Raw genomic sequence first — 15,091 nt, 5'->3', positions numbered from 1 at the left:
TTGAAAAGCAAGACCGCTTAATCAGCAAGGGGGCAAACCTGCAGCCAGGTCGGCAGCGGGTCGCTTGCGTGACTGGCCAAGGACTACACCCCTCGGCGCGTGTTCAGTCGCCCATCACCACGCCCTCGCGCCGGGGGTCGGCTCCGCCGAACCAGCCGCTTGGCGTGCGTTCAATGGCTTGCAGGCCGCTGGTCATGTCGATCTCCAACACATCGTGGCCTCGGGCTTTGAGGGCTTCGACCGTGGTTCGGTCAAATCGCTTGGCTTCCAGAAAGGAGGGGCCGTTCAGCGTGCCAAAGTTAGGCAGGTCGATGGCTTGCTGGGCGTTCAGGCCCCAGTGCAAAGTGCCCACGAGCAGCTTGGCCGTGTAATGGATGATGAAGGCACCACCCGGGCTGCCACCGCTCATGAGCAGTTGGCCTGTGGCTTTGTCAAACACCAGGGTGGGTGACATCGAAGAGCGCGGGCGCTTGCCGGGCTCGACGCGGTTGGCGATCGGACGGCCCTGCGCGTCTCTTGGGGACAAGCTGAAGTCGGTCAACTCGTTGTTGAGCAAAAAACCGCCTTGGCGCGCGGGGTCGGTGGTCACCATGCGGCGCGCTCCGAAAGCGGCTTCGATGGTGCTGGTCATGGCCACGGCGCGTCCTTGCGCATCCACCACGCTGATGTGGCTGGTGCCGTATTCGGTTTGAGTGGGCATGGGGGCAAAGCTGCTTTGGCTGGTGCCCGGTTGTCCGGGCTTGGCCACTTTCATGGACTGGTGGCCAATCCCTTGGCTGCGTTGGCGCAGGTAGTCAGGCGCCAGCAGGCTGCGCCAGTCGCCGCCCGGGGCAGGCACAAAATCCGGGTCGGCCAGGTACTGCGCCCGGTCGGCAAAAGCCAGGCGCGAGGCCTCGGTGTAGCGGTGCAAAAAATCGGGCGAGGGCAAACCACCCACCAGCTCGGGGCCCTGCGGCTGGGTGTGGGCCAGCAGCCCCAAGATTTGCCCGATGGCGATGTGCCCAGACGATGGCGGGGGAAAGCCGCAGACGCGGACCTCGCGTGCAGGCGCCGGGTGTTCAAAGCACAAGGCTTGTCTTTCCTTGGGCTGATAACTCGCCAAGTCTTGCAGGCTCAAGGTGCCGGGGCGGGGTGCTTGCGCTGTGCGTGCCACCATGGCCTCGGCCACCGGTCCTTCATGCAAGGCGCGGCTACCCTCTGTGGCAATGCGTCTGAGCACATGGGCGTATTCGGGGTTGCGCAGCACATGGCCCACGGGCCAAGCTTGCCCTTGGGCGTTGTAGAAAAAACGCAAAGCCAGTGGGTCTTTTTTCAGGTGGGGGTCGGCCTGCAGCAGGGTGTGCAAGCGGGGGCTGACCCGAAAGCCTTGCTCGGCCAGCGTGATGGCGGGCGCCAACAGCTGCGCCCAAGGCAAGCGGCCGTGTTGGCGGTGCGCCGCCTCCAGCATGCGCACCACGCCGGGCACGCCCACCGAATGGCCGCTTTGTACGGCTTCGTCAAACGGCAGCGGTTTGCCCTGGTCCATGAACATATCGCCCCGGGCGCCAGCAGGTGCGGTTTCGCGCCCGTCGTGCGCCGTGACTTTTTGGCCATCAAAGTGCAACAGAAACGCGCCGCCGCCAATGCCGCTCGACTGCGGCTCCACCAGGCCCAACACCATTTGCACGGCAATGGCCGCATCCAGCGCTGAGCCGCCCGCGCGAAGCACCTGGTGCCCCGCATCGGTGGCCAGCGGGTTGGCGGCGGCCACCGCCTGGCGCGAGAAGGCCCAGCCGGGTTTGGCGCTGCGGCCACTGGCCGCTTCGGGTTGAACGACAAGATCGGGCACGCTGTAGCGCAAGGCGTTGGCGGGTGTTGGTGATGTGGGCCCGGACGCGCAGGCGCTCAACAGCGTCAGCACGATCAGGCTCCAAGGTAAGTGTGTGTTCATGTGTCGTAACTCTTCTCAGCATGCTAGCGGCATTGGAGGTCAGCACCAAGTGATCCGATGGCAAGAATTTTGTCAAGGTTTACAGGTCAATAGTGGGTATCAATGTATTCATAATTGCCTCGTCAATTTTGAATTTTGCTTCGAGGCGTTGATCCGATCAGCCATCAGGTGAACGCCAGTTTTGAGCTATTCGTAAAGTCATGATTTACAGTTTATGATCCTGAGCATCCGACACAAAGGTCTTGAGCTTTATTTCAAGACGGGTCGCATGTCTGGCATCCAGGCCATTCATGCCAAGCGTTTGCGTGAATTGCTTACCGCGCTGAACGTGGCGCAAGGCCCGACTGACTTGAATCGCCCGTCATGGCGTTTGCATGTTTTGACGGGAGACCGGTCCGGTTTTCATGCTGTGACGGTTCAGGCCAACTGGCGGCTGAACTTACGGTTTGTGGGGCAAGACGTTGAATTGCTGGATTCTTTGGACTACCACTGAAAGGCCAACCATGAAGATGCACAACCCGGCCCACCCCGGTGAAATGCTGGCTGGCTGGCTGGAAGACTTGAACACGAGCGTGACCGCTTTTGCAGGTCATTTGGGCATCAGCCGTGTGATGCTGTCCCGTGTACTGCATGGCCATGCGGCGGTAACGGCCGATATGGATGTGAGGCTCTCCGAGGCTTTGGGCACCAACCCAGGGTATTGGCTGGCTTTGCAAACCCAGAGTGATTTGTGGAAAGCCATGGAGCGGGCCAAGGAGCGCCCACCCATTGGGCGCATGCCTTTGCCGCTGGGCTTGGCGGTCGACTGAGGGTTAAATTGGGTATTCCACTCAAAATTTTTGTGAATGTTGGAGCGCCACTTTAAGTTGAGGCAAAAGCCGAAGTGCCTCCATCTCGCCTGACTGCCTGGCCATTCTGAAAAAAGCGGGTGTGGGGCGGGTGGCAAAACCCATGTCGGGGTGGATCACAAAATCAGCGTGTTGCAGTCCCGGGTCGATGCGTGCGCGTCTGCGGGCTTCGCGTTCCAGGCGTGCGGCTGATGTGCCGTCAGGTGCGTTGCCCGGGCGGGCGGTCACGTCGACGGCGATGACAAACTTGGCGCCAGCTTGGCGGGCGGCGCGAACCGCCACTGGCAAGGACTCGTCACCGTCTTCATATCCTCGGGGGCCGCCGCTGCCAAGCACCAGCGCCACACGCGGTGCGGGCGAGATAGCGGGCACGGCGCTCAGGGCCACGGGGCTGTTGGGTTGTGCGTGGTTGAACTGGGCGCAGGCCGCGGAGGTCCCCGCGGCGATGAGCAGGGCGGCCAAGCCCCAGCGGCGGTGTGATTCAGCCTTCATGGCGGTCCTTGGCCGATGCCGGGCTGGCTGGGGAGGCCTGGGCCGGGCCGTGGGTCAAGGCGGTCTTCATCATGCCCATCAAGTAGGGCTCGGCCATTTCAGAAACACCGGGTGAGAGCATCAGGTGATGCATGACGTTGGCCTGCTGGATGCTGGCCATGCCGTGCAGGGCTGACCAAATGAACAGGGCTTGCAACTCCGCTTGGGCCAACAAGGCCAGCATGTCACTCTGTTTTGTGTCTGCGCGCTGTTGCAATTGCTGCTGCAAATGGTGACGCAACAGGTCAAAAGCATGCACCGCATGGCGCACCAATTCGGGATGGGCTGCAGGCTTGGGCCAGGGTATACCGAACATCAGTCGGTATTCCAGCGGGTGTTCTGCAGCGAAAAGCATGTAGGCCTGGCCCATGCCCAGCAGTGCATCGCTGGCATGGGCTTTGGAGGCTTGGTCCAAAAAAGCGGCGAAATCCTCAAAGCACCTCTGCATGATTGCCGCCAGCAAGTGGTCCCTGCTGGGGTAGTGCCGGTAGGGCGCTTGGTGCGACACACCGAGTTTGCGCGCCACATCGCGCAGGCTCAGGCCTTCCACGCCTTGCTCGGCAATCACCTCGCGGGCCGCTTGGATGCAGGCTTCTTTCAGATCTAGTTCCTGAATGGTTTTGACCATTTGGCCTTTGACTTGGGCTAATGTTGACAGTGTCAACAGTTTAAGCGACACTTGTAGACGGCGTCAACTTTAGGGGCGATCGTGTCGTTTTTAAACACGGTGCAGGGATGGGCCGATTCGGCCTTGGGCTGGCACGGACTGAGTGCATCGCAAAAAACTTTGTGCCTTTATGGTGTTCTGATGGCGGCGGTGCTGTTGCCCACTTATGCGCTGTCTTGGGTCGATGCGCGCACACTGCGCGAGGTGGGCATTTGGGCCAAGCCCATGAAGTTCATGGCAGGCACGGCGCTGTTTGCCTTGACCACCATTTGGTTGACCACGCTGGTGCCCGGTCAGGTAGGCCACGACCCAAGCTTTCAGTGGATCGCTGCTTTGATCATCGTCACCTCTTTGTTCGAAGTGGTGTACATCACATACCAAGCCTCGCTTGGTGAAGGCTCGCACTACAACACGAGCGACCCTGTGCGGGCGATCCTGTTTGGTCTGATGGCTGTTGCTGCGGTGGGCTTGGTGGCATCTCAGGCCTGGCTGGCATGGGTCATTTGGAAAGCTTTGGGGACAACTGTCCTCACGCCCACCCTCTTGGCGGTACTTTTGGGCTTGGTCCTGACCTTTGTGTTGTCCACCGTCAGTGGTTTCATGTTGGGCGGCAGGCAGCCGCCTGCTGGGGTGGGTTGGCCTGTGGTGGGTTGGCACACCTGGCAAGACGTGCGCCCCGCGCATTTTTTGGCCGTTCATGCCCAGCAATTCATCCCACTGTCTGGACTCTTGGCCGAACGCATCGGCGGTCAGGCTGCCATGCCATCTGTGCTGGCTTTCACCAGCGTTTACATCGCGGCTTGGTTCGCCTTGAGTTGGATGGGCATGGTGGCCTGAGTCAGCGGGCCTGCTGGGCGCTCACTTCGGCGCCAAGCGGATCGCGCCGTCCAGACGAATCACCTCGCCGTTGAGCATGTCGTTTTCGATGATGTGCTTGGCCAACTTGGCATAGTCTTGTGGTGTGCCCAAGCGGCTGGGGAAGGGCACGCCAGCGGCCAGCGCGTCTTGCACTTCTTGGGGCATGCCAAACAGCATGGGGGTGCCAAAGATGCCGGGGGCAATGGTCATATTGCGGATGCCGTTGCGCGAGAGGTCGCGGGCAATGGGCAAGGTCATGCCGACCACGCCGCCCTTGGATGCAGCATAGGCCGCCTGGCCAATCTGGCCGTCGTAGGCGGCCACGCTGGCGGTGCTGATCAGCACACCGCGTTCGCCAGTGGCTTCGGGCTCGTTTTTGCTCATGGCTTCCGAGGCCAGGCGGATCATGTTGAAGGTGCCCACCAGGTTGACCATGATGGTCTTGGTGTAGACGGCCAGGTTGTGTGCGCCGTTTTTGCCCACGGTTTTTTCGGCGGGGGCGATGCCCGCGCAGTTGACCAAGCCCACCAACTTGCCCATCGACACAGCTTGAGCCACCACGGCCTGGCCGTCGGCTTCGTTGCTCACATCGCACTTGACGAATGCGCCGCCCAGTTCTTTGGCGATGGCCTCGCCTTTTTCAGCCTGCATGTCGGCGATCACGACCTTGCCGCCATTGGCCGCCAGCATGCGGGCCGTGCCTTCGCCCAAGCCCGATGCGCCGCCGGTGACTATGAAAACTTTGCCTTGTATGTCCATTTCAACTCCTGAATTTGATTGACGTTACGTCAACGTCAATTATGCACAGATGGCCTGCGCAAAAGGACGCCATGCACCCGATCCATTCCGCCATGCCTTACCGATAACACGGTACAGGGCTACCGGCTTTGCTGAATGGATCTGGGCCAAGAGACGGCCTAGCATGGACAACACCCCGGGCCACCGGTCCGGGTGGGTGCATCAACAGGAGAACCGGATGGCTATAGAGCTCAAGTGGGATAAGAACGAATCGGCTTTGTTGCACACCGACAGCAACTGGCGGCGCGCCTGCGATTTGTTGGCCACGGCCGATATACGGGTTGGGGGCGGCAGGCCTTGGGACATGCGGGTGCGCCACCCCGACACCTTTGACCGCATCTTGACGCGCGGCAGTTTGGGTTTGGGCGAAAGCTACATGGATGGCTGGTGGGACTGCGACCATGTGGACGAGTTCATCGCCCGAATCCTCAGGGCGCGGCTGGACGAGCAGGTGGGTCGAGCGGGTTGGTTGTGGGCGTCGCTCAAGGCCCGTTTGACCAACTTGCAATCTCCCCACAGGGCTTGGCAGGTGGGCGAGCTGCATTACGACTTGGGCAACGATTTGTACGAAGCCATGCTCGACCCGTCAATGGCCTACAGCTGTGCTTACTGGCCAGCTGCCCAAACGCTGCAGCAGGCGCAAGAGGCCAAGCTGGAGCTGGTTTGCCAGAAGCTGCAACTTCAGCCTGGCATGACACTGCTGGACATTGGCTGCGGCTGGGGCAGTTTGATGTTGCACGCGGCCAAGCGCCATGGCGTGCACTGTGTGGGTTTGACCATTTCCAAAGAGCAGGCGCGGCTGGGTAACGCCAAAGCGCAGGGCTGGCCGGTGCGCTTCGAGTTGGCTGACTACAGGCAGTTCAACCCCGAGGGGTACCAACGCTTTGACCGCATTGCTTCGGTGGGCATGTTTGAGCATGTGGGCCACAAAAACTACCGCGCCTACTTTGAAATGGCACGGCGCAGCCTGCGCAATGAGGGTTTGTTTTTATTGCATACCATCGGCAAAAACCGGGCAGGTGCGAGCATTGATCCGTGGATTGAAAAATACATCTTTCCTAACGGCGTGCTGCCCGCTGCCTCTGAAATCTCTTTCTATAGCGAAGAGCAGTTCGTCATGGAGGATTGGCACAACTTGGGCGAGGATTACGACAAGACGCTGATGGCTTGGCATGCGCGTTTCGAAGCCGCATGGCCGTTACTTCGGGAACGCTACGGCGAGCGCTTTTACCGCATGTGGCGCTATTACCTGCTGTGTTGTGCAGGCACTTTCCGCTCTCGTGACAACCAGCTGTGGCAGGTGGTCCTGTCTCCTGGCGGACAGGCTGGTGGTTACCGAAGGCCGCTGATGTGAGCGTGCATTCCTGGTGGCGCATGGGGCTCCCGAACATGCTCCAATGCACGGGTCCCATTTTTGTCTTGTGCCCACACACCATGTCCAACCAGCCTTTTGCTTTCACTTCAAATTCCTCACCTGAAGTTTGGCCCCTGTCGGCTCGGTGGTTTCTGGCGCTGGGAGCGATCAGCGCCTGCGCCAGCGTGGTGTTCAGCGCTGCATTTGCACATTTGCCGGTGTTTGCCGGGGGTGTGCCCGCGGCAGTGCAAACCGCATTGAGTCAGCAGCAATTTCATTCGCTGGGATTGTTGTTCACGGGCCTGGCACTCCGGATCGGTGGGCCATGGCGTTGGCTGCAGGCGGCCGGTTGGCTCATGCTGGTCGGTTTGCTCTTGTTCAGCTTCAACCTGTATGCCCGCCATGTGTTCGGTTGGGATGCCATGCGTGCTTGGGTGCCGTGGGGCGGCATGGCTTGGATTTTGGCTTGGCTGAGCTTGGGGTTGGGGTTTTTAAAAACGCCCCGTTCAACAAGGGCTTGATTTGCCCTCTCTCAAGGGTCCGCCCCAATCAGGATGGGTCGGTTCTAAAGGTTTTTCCTATCGGGGCCATAAAAACTACTTATGAGTAGAAACCCTAGGCTGCATTATGATTGCGACCAATGAGTTACCTCATTCGATAGTTTTTTTAAACCACCCATAGGAAACACCATGTCCTCTTTGATCAATACCCAAGTTCAGCCTTTCAAAACCCAAGCTTTCCACAACGGCAAGTTCGTGCAAGTGTCCAACGAAACCCTCAAAGGCGAGTGGTCCGTGCTGATTTTCATGCCTGCAGCCTTCACCTTCAACTGCCCCACAGAAATCGAAGACGCTGCTGACAACTACGCCGAGTTCCAAAAAGCCGGTGCCGAGGTCTACATCGTGACCACCGACACCCACTTCTCGCACAAAGTCTGGCACGAGACATCGCCTGCCGTGGGCAAGGCCAAGTTCCCCTTGGTTGGCGACCCGACACATGCCCTGACACGCGCTTTTGGCGTACACATCGAAGAAGAAGGCTTGGCGCTGCGCGGCACCTTCATCATCAACCCCGAAGGCAAGATCAAGACGGCCGAAGTGCACTCCAACGAGATCGCTCGTGACGTGTCCGAGACCCTGCGCAAGCTCAAAGCAGCTCAGTACACCGCCGCCAACCCTGGCCAAGTGTGCCCCGCCAAGTGGAAAGAAGGCGCCAAGACTTTGGCGCCTTCCATCGACCTGGTCGGCAAGATCTAAATCTCGGGTGCCCTGCTGGTCAGGGCGCTGAGTTCAGCGCATGCGGGCCACAAGCCTGCGTGCCTTGCGCTCAACGAATACACCCAAGTCCCCATGTTCCCTGGCCTGCGCCACAAGTGCGGGTTCATGTTCACTGCACCCTGTAAACCGGAGATCACCATGCTCGACGACACCCTCAAAGCCCAACTTCAGCAATACTTGGGCTTGCTGCGCCAGCCCATTCGCCTGATGGCCTCGCTGGACGACAGCGAGACGGGCGTCGACATGAAGAACCTGCTGGAAACCATTGTCGGTTTGTCTGACAAGGTCAGCCTCGACACTTCGGGCAACGATGCCCGCAAGCCATCTTTTGTGGTGGCGCGTGAAGGTCAAACGCAAGGCGTGCGTTTTGCGGGTTTGCCTTTGGGCCACGAGTTCACATCGCTGGTGCTGGCCCTGCTGTGGACAGGCGGTCATCCGCCCAAGGTCGAGGCTGAAGTCATCGACAGCGTCAAAGTGCTGGAAGGCCACTTCAACTTTGAGGTCTACATGTCGCTGAGCTGCCACAACTGCCCCGACGTGGTGCAGGCTTTGTCGCTGATGGCCATCGTGAACCCGAATGTGAAGACTGTGGTCATCGAGGGCGGTGCCTTCCAAAAGGAAGTGCAAGAGCGCCAGATCATGGCGGTGCCCATGGTCTTCTTGAACGGCCAAGTGTTTGGCTCAGGCCGCATGTCGGTCGAAGAAATCGTGGCCAAGCTCGACACCAACGCCGGTGAGCGCGACGCAGCCAAGTTGACCGCCAAGGACCCCTTCGACGTTTTGATCGTGGGTGGTGGCCCTGCCGGTGCTGCGGCCGCTGTTTATGCGGCCCGAAAAGGCATCCGCGTGGGTGTGGCGGCTGAGCGTTTTGGGGGCCAGACCAACGACACCATGGCCATCGAGAACTACATCTCGGTGCTGGAGACCGATGGTCCCAAGTTTGCGGCGGCTCTGGAAGCCCAAGTGCGCCTCTACGAAGTGGACATCATGAATTTGCAGCGTGCCGAGAAAATCATCCCGGCCACTGTGCCCGGTGGCCTGATCGAGGTGCAAATGGCCAATGGGGGCGCCTTGAAAGCCCGCTCGGTCATCCTGTCGACCGGTGCCCGCTGGCGCAATGTGAACGTGCCCGGCGAAGCCGAGTACAAAAACAAGGGCGTGGCGTATTGCCCACACTGCGACGGTCCGCTGTTCAAGGGCAAGCGCACGGCCGTCATTGGCGGTGGCAACTCCGGCATCGAAGCGGCGATTGACTTGGCGGGCATCGTGGCGCATGTCACGGTGTTTGAATTTGCCGACCAACTCAAAGCCGATGCGGTGCTGGTGAGCAAGCTCAAGAGTTTGCCCAATGTGACGGTGCACACCGGCGCTCAGACCACCGAAATCACCGGTGCCGAAGGCAAGGTCAATGGCATCCGCTACAAGGACCGCACCACGGGTGATGACCACTGGGTGGAGCTCGAAGGCGTGTTTGTTCAGATCGGTCTGGTGCCCAACACCGAATTCCTCAAAGGTACTTTGGAACTGAGCAAGTTTGGCGAGATCGTGGTGGATGCCAAAGGCCACACGAATGTGGCGGGCGTTTTTGCGGCCGGCGACTGCACCACCGTGCCTTACAAGCAAATCGTGATCGCTGCAGGCGAAGGCGCCAAAGCCGCCCTGAGTGCCTTTGACCACCTGATTCGCTTGCCATCGGTGCCCGCTGAGGTGGCCGAAGCCGCCGTGGCTTGATTACTTGAAACCAACTCGGTCCAGCATTTGTTGAACCCTGACCTGGTTCATGCCCACGGCACTGATCGGGAGCAATTCGCTTTTGAAGCTTCCTCCCGTCATGGCTTTGAGGGCTGGATTGTCAAAATTCACACCTTTGGCGGCTGGCCATTCGTTGTTGCCGTTGGCAAAGTGGTTTTGCGCAGATGGACTGGCCAAGTATTCGAGGAACTTGACAGCGTTCTCGGTGTTTTTTGCGTTTCGGGCGACGGCACCCCCTGCGACGTTCATGTGTGTGCCCCAACTCGATTGGTTGGGAAACACCACGCCGATTTTGTCGGCCACAACGCGGTCCTCGGCTTTGCTTGACCGCATCAGTCGGGCCAAATAATAGGTGTTGGTCACGGCCACACCACATTCACCCGAGGCCACAGCCCGGATTTGGTCGGTGTCGCCACCCTTGGGGCTGCGGGCCATGTTGTCCACCAAACCTTTGAGCCAAACTTCTGTTTTTTGTGGGCCGAGGTGCTCGGTCATGGCACCAAACAGGCTCAGGTTGTAGGGGTGGGAGCCGCTGCGGATGCACAGTCTGTTTTTGAATTTGGCATCGGCGAGTTTCTCGTAGCTGTCCACATCGGAGGGATCAAATTTGGTTTTGTCAAAGACCGTGACGCGGGCGCGGGTGGACAGGCCAAACCAGGCCGTGCCGCCGTTGGCAGCAGGTTTGGCGCGCAAATTGGAGGGGATGGCATCCTCTAGCAATTTTGACCTGATGGGTTGGAACAAACCATCGACTTCAGCTCGCCACAATCGTGCAGCGTCCACCAACAAGATCACATCGGCGGGGGAGGCGGTGCCTTCGGCCTTGAGACGGGCGAGAATACCGGCATCGTCAGCGTCCACACGGTTGATTTTGATGCCAGTGGCTTTGGTGAATTCGCTGTACATGAGCTCGTCACTGGGGTAATGGCGTGCTGAATAGATGTTCAAGATTTTGTCTTGAGCCATGCTGGACGCGGCAGTCATCAGGCAAGCCAAGCTCAGAATGGATCGTGTGAAAAGCATGGTTTCAGTCGTGGTCGGTTGCGGTGGGTAAAGTTTAATCCAAATGCGAATCATTATCAACAAGATTTGAGAGAAAAATGGCTTCAAGGGATCATCATCAAAAAAACAGCCACATTGGCAGGCGATCGGGTATGGACTTGAAGGCTTGGGGCCAGCGTTTGGCGCTCTTGGGTCTGGCGGTGATTTTGGCCGCTTGCACCAGTGTGCCGCCCACAACGCCCTCGGTCGTGCCCGTGCCAGGTGTGGAGCGCAAAGAGTTGCGTTTGGGCTTGGCCTTGGGCGGTGGCGCAGCGCGGGGATTCGCGCATGTGGGTGTGATTCAGGTGCTCGAAGAGGCCGGTCTGCGACCTGCCTATTTGGTGGGGACTTCTGCTGGCAGTTTGGTGGCCGCTTTGTACGCCAGTGGCAAGACCCCCGCTGAGCTGATTCGCGTTGCCGAAAGCATGCAAGAGGCCGAGATCACCGACTGGATGCTGCCCATTTTGAACCGAGGCGCTTTGCGCGGCGAAGCTTTGGCCCGGTATGTGAACACCCAAGTGGGCGGACGAACATTGGAGCAAATGAGGATCCCCGTGGGCATTGTGGCCACCGACTTGGGCAATGGCGATGCCATCACATTCAGGCGGGGCAATACGGGCGCTGCGGTGCGCGCTTCGAGTGCGGTGCCGGGGGTGTTTCAGCCGGTGCGCGTGGCCGATCGTGAATACGTGGATGGCGGGTTGGTGGCGCCTGTGCCGGTCCGTCAGACCCGCGAAATGGGGGCCAACTTTGTGATTGCGGTCGATATTTCCAGCGATCCCGAAGGCAACCCTTCTGGCGACACGTTTCAGATCCTCATGCAGACCTTTGCCATCATGGGCAAGAGCATCAACCAACTGGCCTTGAAAGATGCCGACTGGGTGGTTCGACCAGCTTTGACTGGGGTTAAAAGCGCCGACTTCAGCGCCCGCATGCGCTCGATTGAAGCGGGCAGGGCCGCCATGCGGGAGGCGCTGCCCGGCCTCAAAGTCCGAATGGCTGCTTTTGAAGCGGGCCGTTGAAGAGGGCTTTTGAAGCACAAAAAAAGGGCTGATCTGGCGATCAGCCCTGGAAGGGATCCCTGTTTCCCAGATGAAATTCAAAAGGATCCGAGGAGACAACTTGCAACCAACTGTTCAAGTCAGCAAGACTTGAACGGCCGTGAATTACTTTTTCTTGGCGGCTTTAGGAGCAGCGGCGGTGACCGTTTGGGTCACTGCAGCGATGTTGGATTCGGCCATGTCGGTGGCTTGCTTGACCGCTTTTTGCACCGACTCGTAGGCTGAGGTGGCGGCGGTAACGGCCCCCTTCATCATGGCCACAGCTTGCTCAGAGCCAGCTGGCGCGTTTTGTGTCGCAGTTTCCACCAAGGTGCTGAACTGTTTTTGGGCGGCAACCGATTGGTTTTCAAAAGCTTTGGTGAATTCACTGCCTGTGCCAGATGCAATGTCGTAGAGGTGACGGCTGTAAGCTGCAGTTTTTTCAGCCAATGGCTGGAACAGGTTGGCTTGCATGGCCAGCAACTCTTGGGCATCTTTCACGCTCAAAACAGCTTGTGTGTTGTGCGCCGATTCGTCCAAGGCCGCTTTGGCGGCGTTCAGGTTCAGTTCGACCAGCTTTTCAACGCCTTCAAAGGCTTTGGCGGTCAGGCCAAACAGGGTTTCAACATTGGCTTTGTGCGAGGCGACGATTTGTTCGGGTGTCATCATGAGAGGCTCCAGAGAAGGGTTTGATTTCAAGAGGACTGCGCCGTAACTGGCCGAGACCGTACAACTTTGTTGCAGTGCAGCATAAGCTGAATTTTAGGTTGACTACCGAGCATTGCAAGGACTTGAGCCCACTCTTGGCTCAGTTTAGAGAGTGTTTTCTAGAATCACCTTGCTCTGAATCAATCCATGCACGCTTATTACGCCGACCACTTTGTCCTGCCTTTGCCCGAAGGTCACCGCTTTCCGATGCGCAAGTACAGTCGACTGCGGGATCGCTTGACGCAAGAGTTACCGGCCGTTGTCATGCGTGAGGCCCCGGCCGCCAGTGACGGCGAGCTGGCGCTGGTGCACACGCCCGCGTACATCCAGGGCGTGGCCACGGGCAGCTTGGAGCCAGCGCTGCAGCGCGAGATTGGTTTTCCCTGGAGCCCGGCCATGGCCGAGCGGGCAAGGCGATCGGTAGGCGCCACTGTCGCCGCCGCCCGCGATGCGCTGAGTCAAGGGGTGGCGGGCAACTTGGCCGGGGGCACCCACCATGCCTATGCGCACAAGGGTGGGGGCTTTTGTGTGTTCAACGACATTGCCGTAACGGCCCGCCTGATGCAGGCCGAGGCTTGGCGGCACCATCGGCAAACATTGAAGGTGGCGGTGGTTGACCTGGACGTGCACCAAGGCAATGGCACCGCGCATGTGTTTGCCAAAGACCCCAGCGTGTTCACCCTGTCGATGCATGGTGAAAAGAACTTCCCGTTTCGCAAAGAACCGAGCGATCTGGACGTGGGTCTGCCGGATGGCTGCACCGACGAGCCGTATCTGGCCGCGCTGCATCAAGCCTTGCAAACGCTGCAAGACAGGTTCGATCCGCAGTTGGTCATTTATCTGGCCGGAGCCGACCCGCACGAGGGGGACCGTTTGGGACGCCTCAAACTCTCGATGGACGGCATGCAGGCCCGCGACAGGGTGGTGATGGACTGGGCTTGGCAACGCAAGCTGCCGGTGGTCATGTGCATGGGCGGAGGCTACGGTCATGACATCGAGACCACAGTGCAGGTGCAAATGCAGACCTGGGATGTCGCTTTGGGCTATTGGCAACGCTGGCACAATCTCGGGCGATGAACACCCCTGCAACCACCTCTGAAACAGCCCCCGCCAAGGCGCAACCTGACGCCCGCAGCAGCTACAAAGCGTTTCGCGCCATCAGCACCCGCTGGATGGACAATGACGTGTACGGCCATGTGAACAACGTGGTGTACTACAGCTGGTTCGACACAGCAGTGAACGCCACCCTGATCGAGCAGGGTGTGCTGGACATCCACGCGGGCAGCACCATCGGCCTGGTGGTTGAAACCCAGTGTTTCTACTTCGCGCCTTTGGCTTTTCCGCAAACCATCGACGCGGGCATCCGTGTGGCCAAATTGGGCACGTCCAGCGTGCGCTACGAGGTGGGCCTGTTCGCCCAAGGCGCAGATCTGACCGCCGCCCGGGGTCACTTTGTGCATGTGTACGTGGACCGTCAGACCCGCCGCCCCGTGCCCCTGCCAGCCGCACTCAAAGCATTTTTGGAGACCTTGACATGAAAACCACCGGACCCCAGGTCAGCACCCGCGTGAATGACCCCGCGAGCGTAGACGCCGCCATTCTGAGCCGATTTTCGGCCCGCGCCTATTTGCCCCAAGCGGTGGAGCGCAATGTGTTGCAAGAGGTGCTGAGCATTGCCGCCCGCTCACCCAGCGGCACCAACACCCAGCCCTGGAAGGTGTATGTTCTGCAAGGCGCCAAACGCGACGAGCTGGTGACCAAGACCTGCGCTGCGCACGACGCCATCAGCGCGAATCCGGCCCTGGCTTCTGATTACGCCGAGGCCTACGATTACTACCCTGAAAAATGGGTCAGTCCCTACATCGATCGCCGCCGCGAGTGCGGTTTTGGCCTCTATGGCGTGCTGGGCATTGGCAAGGGCGACAAAGCCATGATGCACGCCCAGCACCAAAAGAATTTCCGCTTTTTCGACGCGCCTGTGGGCCTGATCTTCACCATCGACAAGGTCATGGGACGGGGCAGTTTGCTCGACTACGGCATGTTCTTGCAAAGCATCATGGTGGCCGCCCGCTCACGGGGTCTGCACACCTGCCCGCAAGCGGCTTGGAACGGGTTTTCCAAAATCATCTTGCCGCTGATCGGCGCGGGTGAGAACGAAATGGTGGTCTGCGGCATGTCGCTGGGCTATGCCGATGAGTCAGCGCTGGTCAACACCTTTCAGACCACACGGGTGCCAGCGCAAGACTTCACCCACTGGGTGGACTGACTTTGATCCCAACCCGTTTTT

At 59.5% G+C, this 15,091-nt stretch carries 17 protein-coding genes; 11 read left to right on the top strand and 6 right to left on the bottom strand.

Translation table 11 applies throughout. The features are described 5' to 3' along the window. Positions 1-103 precede the first annotated feature (103 nt). Entirely contained in the window at positions 104-1,930 is a 1,827-nt protein-coding gene (locus tag Q1M54_RS11530) for a gamma-glutamyltransferase family protein (protein WP_300557304.1), read from the bottom strand. 214 nt (positions 1,931-2,144) lie between these two features. Here Q1M54_RS11530 and Q1M54_RS11525 point away from each other — a divergent pair, with 214 nt between their 5' ends. Both Q1M54_RS11525 and Q1M54_RS11520 read left to right on the top strand, forming a co-directional pair. Next, complete coding sequence (locus Q1M54_RS11525) at positions 2,145-2,423, top strand: type II toxin-antitoxin system RelE/ParE family toxin (protein WP_300557302.1); 279 nt, start codon at positions 2,145-2,147, stop codon at positions 2,421-2,423. Between the two features lie 10 nt (positions 2,424-2,433). Next, positions 2,434-2,739 carry a HigA family addiction module antitoxin gene (locus tag Q1M54_RS11520; protein ID WP_300557300.1) on the top strand — a complete coding sequence of 102 codons (306 nt, stop codon included), beginning with the start codon at positions 2,434-2,436 and terminating at the stop codon, positions 2,737-2,739. Between the two features lie 21 nt (positions 2,740-2,760). Here Q1M54_RS11520 and Q1M54_RS11515 read toward each other — a convergent pair whose 3' ends face one another. Together Q1M54_RS11515 and Q1M54_RS11510 are read right to left on the bottom strand one after the other, a co-directional pair. Next, the gene (locus Q1M54_RS11515; protein ID WP_300557298.1) at positions 2,761-3,270 is read right to left on the bottom strand and encodes a hypothetical protein; all 510 of its coding nucleotides are present in this window, start codon (positions 3,268-3,270) and stop codon (positions 2,761-2,763) included. Then, positions 3,260-3,973: a TetR/AcrR family transcriptional regulator gene (locus Q1M54_RS11510; protein WP_300557296.1), complete on the bottom strand. Its 714-nt coding sequence runs from the start codon at positions 3,971-3,973 to the stop codon at positions 3,260-3,262. The genes Q1M54_RS11515 and Q1M54_RS11510 overlap by 11 nt, the downstream gene beginning before the upstream one ends. 45 nt (positions 3,974-4,018) lie before the next feature. Between Q1M54_RS11510 and Q1M54_RS11505 the strand changes: the two genes are divergently transcribed. After that, positions 4,019-4,813, top strand: coding sequence for a hypothetical protein (locus tag Q1M54_RS11505; protein ID WP_300557295.1), 795 nt, complete (start codon positions 4,019-4,021; stop codon positions 4,811-4,813). A 21-nt stretch (positions 4,814-4,834) separates the two neighbouring features. Here Q1M54_RS11505 and Q1M54_RS11500 read toward each other — a convergent pair whose 3' ends face one another. Continuing rightward, positions 4,835-5,593 carry a 3-hydroxyacyl-CoA dehydrogenase gene (locus Q1M54_RS11500; RefSeq protein ID WP_300557294.1) on the bottom strand — a complete coding sequence of 253 codons (759 nt, stop codon included), beginning with the start codon at positions 5,591-5,593 and terminating at the stop codon, positions 4,835-4,837. 217 nt (positions 5,594-5,810) lie between these two features. On the opposite strand from Q1M54_RS11500, the gene cfa reads away from it, so the two are divergent. From cfa to ahpF, 4 genes are all read left to right on the top strand, one after another. Next, positions 5,811-6,986: a cyclopropane fatty acyl phospholipid synthase gene (gene cfa, locus Q1M54_RS11495; RefSeq protein WP_300557293.1), complete on the top strand. Its 1,176-nt coding sequence runs from the start codon at positions 5,811-5,813 to the stop codon at positions 6,984-6,986. A gap of 80 nt (positions 6,987-7,066) precedes the next feature. Then, positions 7,067-7,507: a DUF423 domain-containing protein gene (locus Q1M54_RS11490; RefSeq protein ID WP_300557292.1), complete on the top strand. Its 441-nt coding sequence runs from the start codon at positions 7,067-7,069 to the stop codon at positions 7,505-7,507. A 168-nt stretch (positions 7,508-7,675) separates the two neighbouring features. Beyond that, a complete protein-coding gene (gene ahpC, locus Q1M54_RS11485) occupies positions 7,676-8,242 on the top strand; it encodes an alkyl hydroperoxide reductase subunit C (protein WP_019428084.1) in 567 nt (188 codons plus the stop codon). Between the two features lie 159 nt (positions 8,243-8,401). After that, complete coding sequence (ahpF, locus tag Q1M54_RS11480) at positions 8,402-9,994, top strand: alkyl hydroperoxide reductase subunit F (protein WP_300557291.1); 1,593 nt, start codon at positions 8,402-8,404, stop codon at positions 9,992-9,994. Here the strand turns inward: ahpF and Q1M54_RS11475 are convergent, their stop codons facing one another. Continuing rightward, positions 9,995-11,038, bottom strand: coding sequence for an extracellular solute-binding protein (locus tag Q1M54_RS11475; protein WP_300557290.1), 1,044 nt, complete (start codon positions 11,036-11,038; stop codon positions 9,995-9,997). A 131-nt stretch (positions 11,039-11,169) separates the two neighbouring features. On the opposite strand from Q1M54_RS11475, the gene Q1M54_RS11470 reads away from it, so the two are divergent. Further along, positions 11,170-12,078 carry a patatin-like phospholipase family protein gene (locus Q1M54_RS11470; protein WP_300557289.1) on the top strand — a complete coding sequence of 303 codons (909 nt, stop codon included), beginning with the start codon at positions 11,170-11,172 and terminating at the stop codon, positions 12,076-12,078. Between the two features lie 144 nt (positions 12,079-12,222). On the opposite strand, the gene Q1M54_RS11465 is transcribed toward Q1M54_RS11470, so the two are convergent. Continuing rightward, positions 12,223-12,765: a phasin family protein gene (locus tag Q1M54_RS11465; protein ID WP_300557288.1), complete on the bottom strand. Its 543-nt coding sequence runs from the start codon at positions 12,763-12,765 to the stop codon at positions 12,223-12,225. A gap of 186 nt (positions 12,766-12,951) precedes the next feature. Between Q1M54_RS11465 and Q1M54_RS11460 the strand changes: the two genes are divergently transcribed. The 3 genes from Q1M54_RS11460 to Q1M54_RS11450 are packed head-to-tail and all read left to right on the top strand — an operon-like array spanning position 12,952 to position 15,070. Beyond that, the gene (locus tag Q1M54_RS11460) at positions 12,952-13,881 is read left to right on the top strand and encodes a histone deacetylase (protein ID WP_300557287.1); all 930 of its coding nucleotides are present in this window, start codon (positions 12,952-12,954) and stop codon (positions 13,879-13,881) included. After that, positions 13,878-14,342, top strand: a complete 465-nt coding sequence (locus Q1M54_RS11455; RefSeq protein WP_300557286.1) for a thioesterase family protein — start codon at positions 13,878-13,880, stop codon at positions 14,340-14,342. Before Q1M54_RS11460 ends, Q1M54_RS11455 begins: the two co-directional genes overlap by 4 nt. Beyond that, complete coding sequence (locus Q1M54_RS11450; RefSeq protein WP_300557285.1) at positions 14,339-15,070, top strand: nitroreductase; 732 nt, start codon at positions 14,339-14,341, stop codon at positions 15,068-15,070. Before Q1M54_RS11455 ends, Q1M54_RS11450 begins: the two co-directional genes overlap by 4 nt. Positions 15,071-15,091: the final 21 nt, after the last annotated feature.

The organism is Limnohabitans sp. Rim8 (assembly GCF_943326455.1).
GTDB lineage: Bacteria > Pseudomonadota > Gammaproteobacteria > Burkholderiales > Burkholderiaceae_C > Limnohabitans_A.
Note: the sequence above shows the minus strand (reverse complement) of the source record. Positions and strands in the feature narration are given on the sequence as shown.

Coding starts and splice junctions, on each gene's coding strand:
- Q1M54_RS11530 (WP_300557304.1), bottom strand. CDS start 1,930: ATGAACACACACTTACCTTGGAGCCTGATCGTGCTGACGCTGTTGAGC.
- Q1M54_RS11525 (WP_300557302.1), top strand. CDS start 2,145: ATGATCCTGAGCATCCGACACAAAGGTCTTGAGCTTTATTTCAAGACG.
- Q1M54_RS11520 (WP_300557300.1), top strand. CDS start 2,434: ATGAAGATGCACAACCCGGCCCACCCCGGTGAAATGCTGGCTGGCTGG.
- Q1M54_RS11515 (WP_300557298.1), bottom strand. CDS start 3,270: ATGAAGGCTGAATCACACCGCCGCTGGGGCTTGGCCGCCCTGCTCATC.
- Q1M54_RS11500 (WP_300557294.1), bottom strand. CDS start 5,593: ATGGACATACAAGGCAAAGTTTTCATAGTCACCGGCGGCGCATCGGGC.
- cfa (WP_300557293.1), top strand. CDS start 5,811: ATGGCTATAGAGCTCAAGTGGGATAAGAACGAATCGGCTTTGTTGCAC.
- Q1M54_RS11490 (WP_300557292.1), top strand. CDS start 7,067: ATGTCCAACCAGCCTTTTGCTTTCACTTCAAATTCCTCACCTGAAGTT.
- ahpC (WP_019428084.1), top strand. CDS start 7,676: ATGTCCTCTTTGATCAATACCCAAGTTCAGCCTTTCAAAACCCAAGCT.
- ahpF (WP_300557291.1), top strand. CDS start 8,402: ATGCTCGACGACACCCTCAAAGCCCAACTTCAGCAATACTTGGGCTTG.
- Q1M54_RS11475 (WP_300557290.1), bottom strand. CDS start 11,038: ATGCTTTTCACACGATCCATTCTGAGCTTGGCTTGCCTGATGACTGCC.
- Q1M54_RS11470 (WP_300557289.1), top strand. CDS start 11,170: ATGGACTTGAAGGCTTGGGGCCAGCGTTTGGCGCTCTTGGGTCTGGCG.
- Q1M54_RS11465 (WP_300557288.1), bottom strand. CDS start 12,765: ATGATGACACCCGAACAAATCGTCGCCTCGCACAAAGCCAATGTTGAA.
- Q1M54_RS11460 (WP_300557287.1), top strand. CDS start 12,952: ATGCACGCTTATTACGCCGACCACTTTGTCCTGCCTTTGCCCGAAGGT.
- Q1M54_RS11455 (WP_300557286.1), top strand. CDS start 13,878: ATGAACACCCCTGCAACCACCTCTGAAACAGCCCCCGCCAAGGCGCAA.
- Q1M54_RS11450 (WP_300557285.1), top strand. CDS start 14,339: ATGAAAACCACCGGACCCCAGGTCAGCACCCGCGTGAATGACCCCGCG.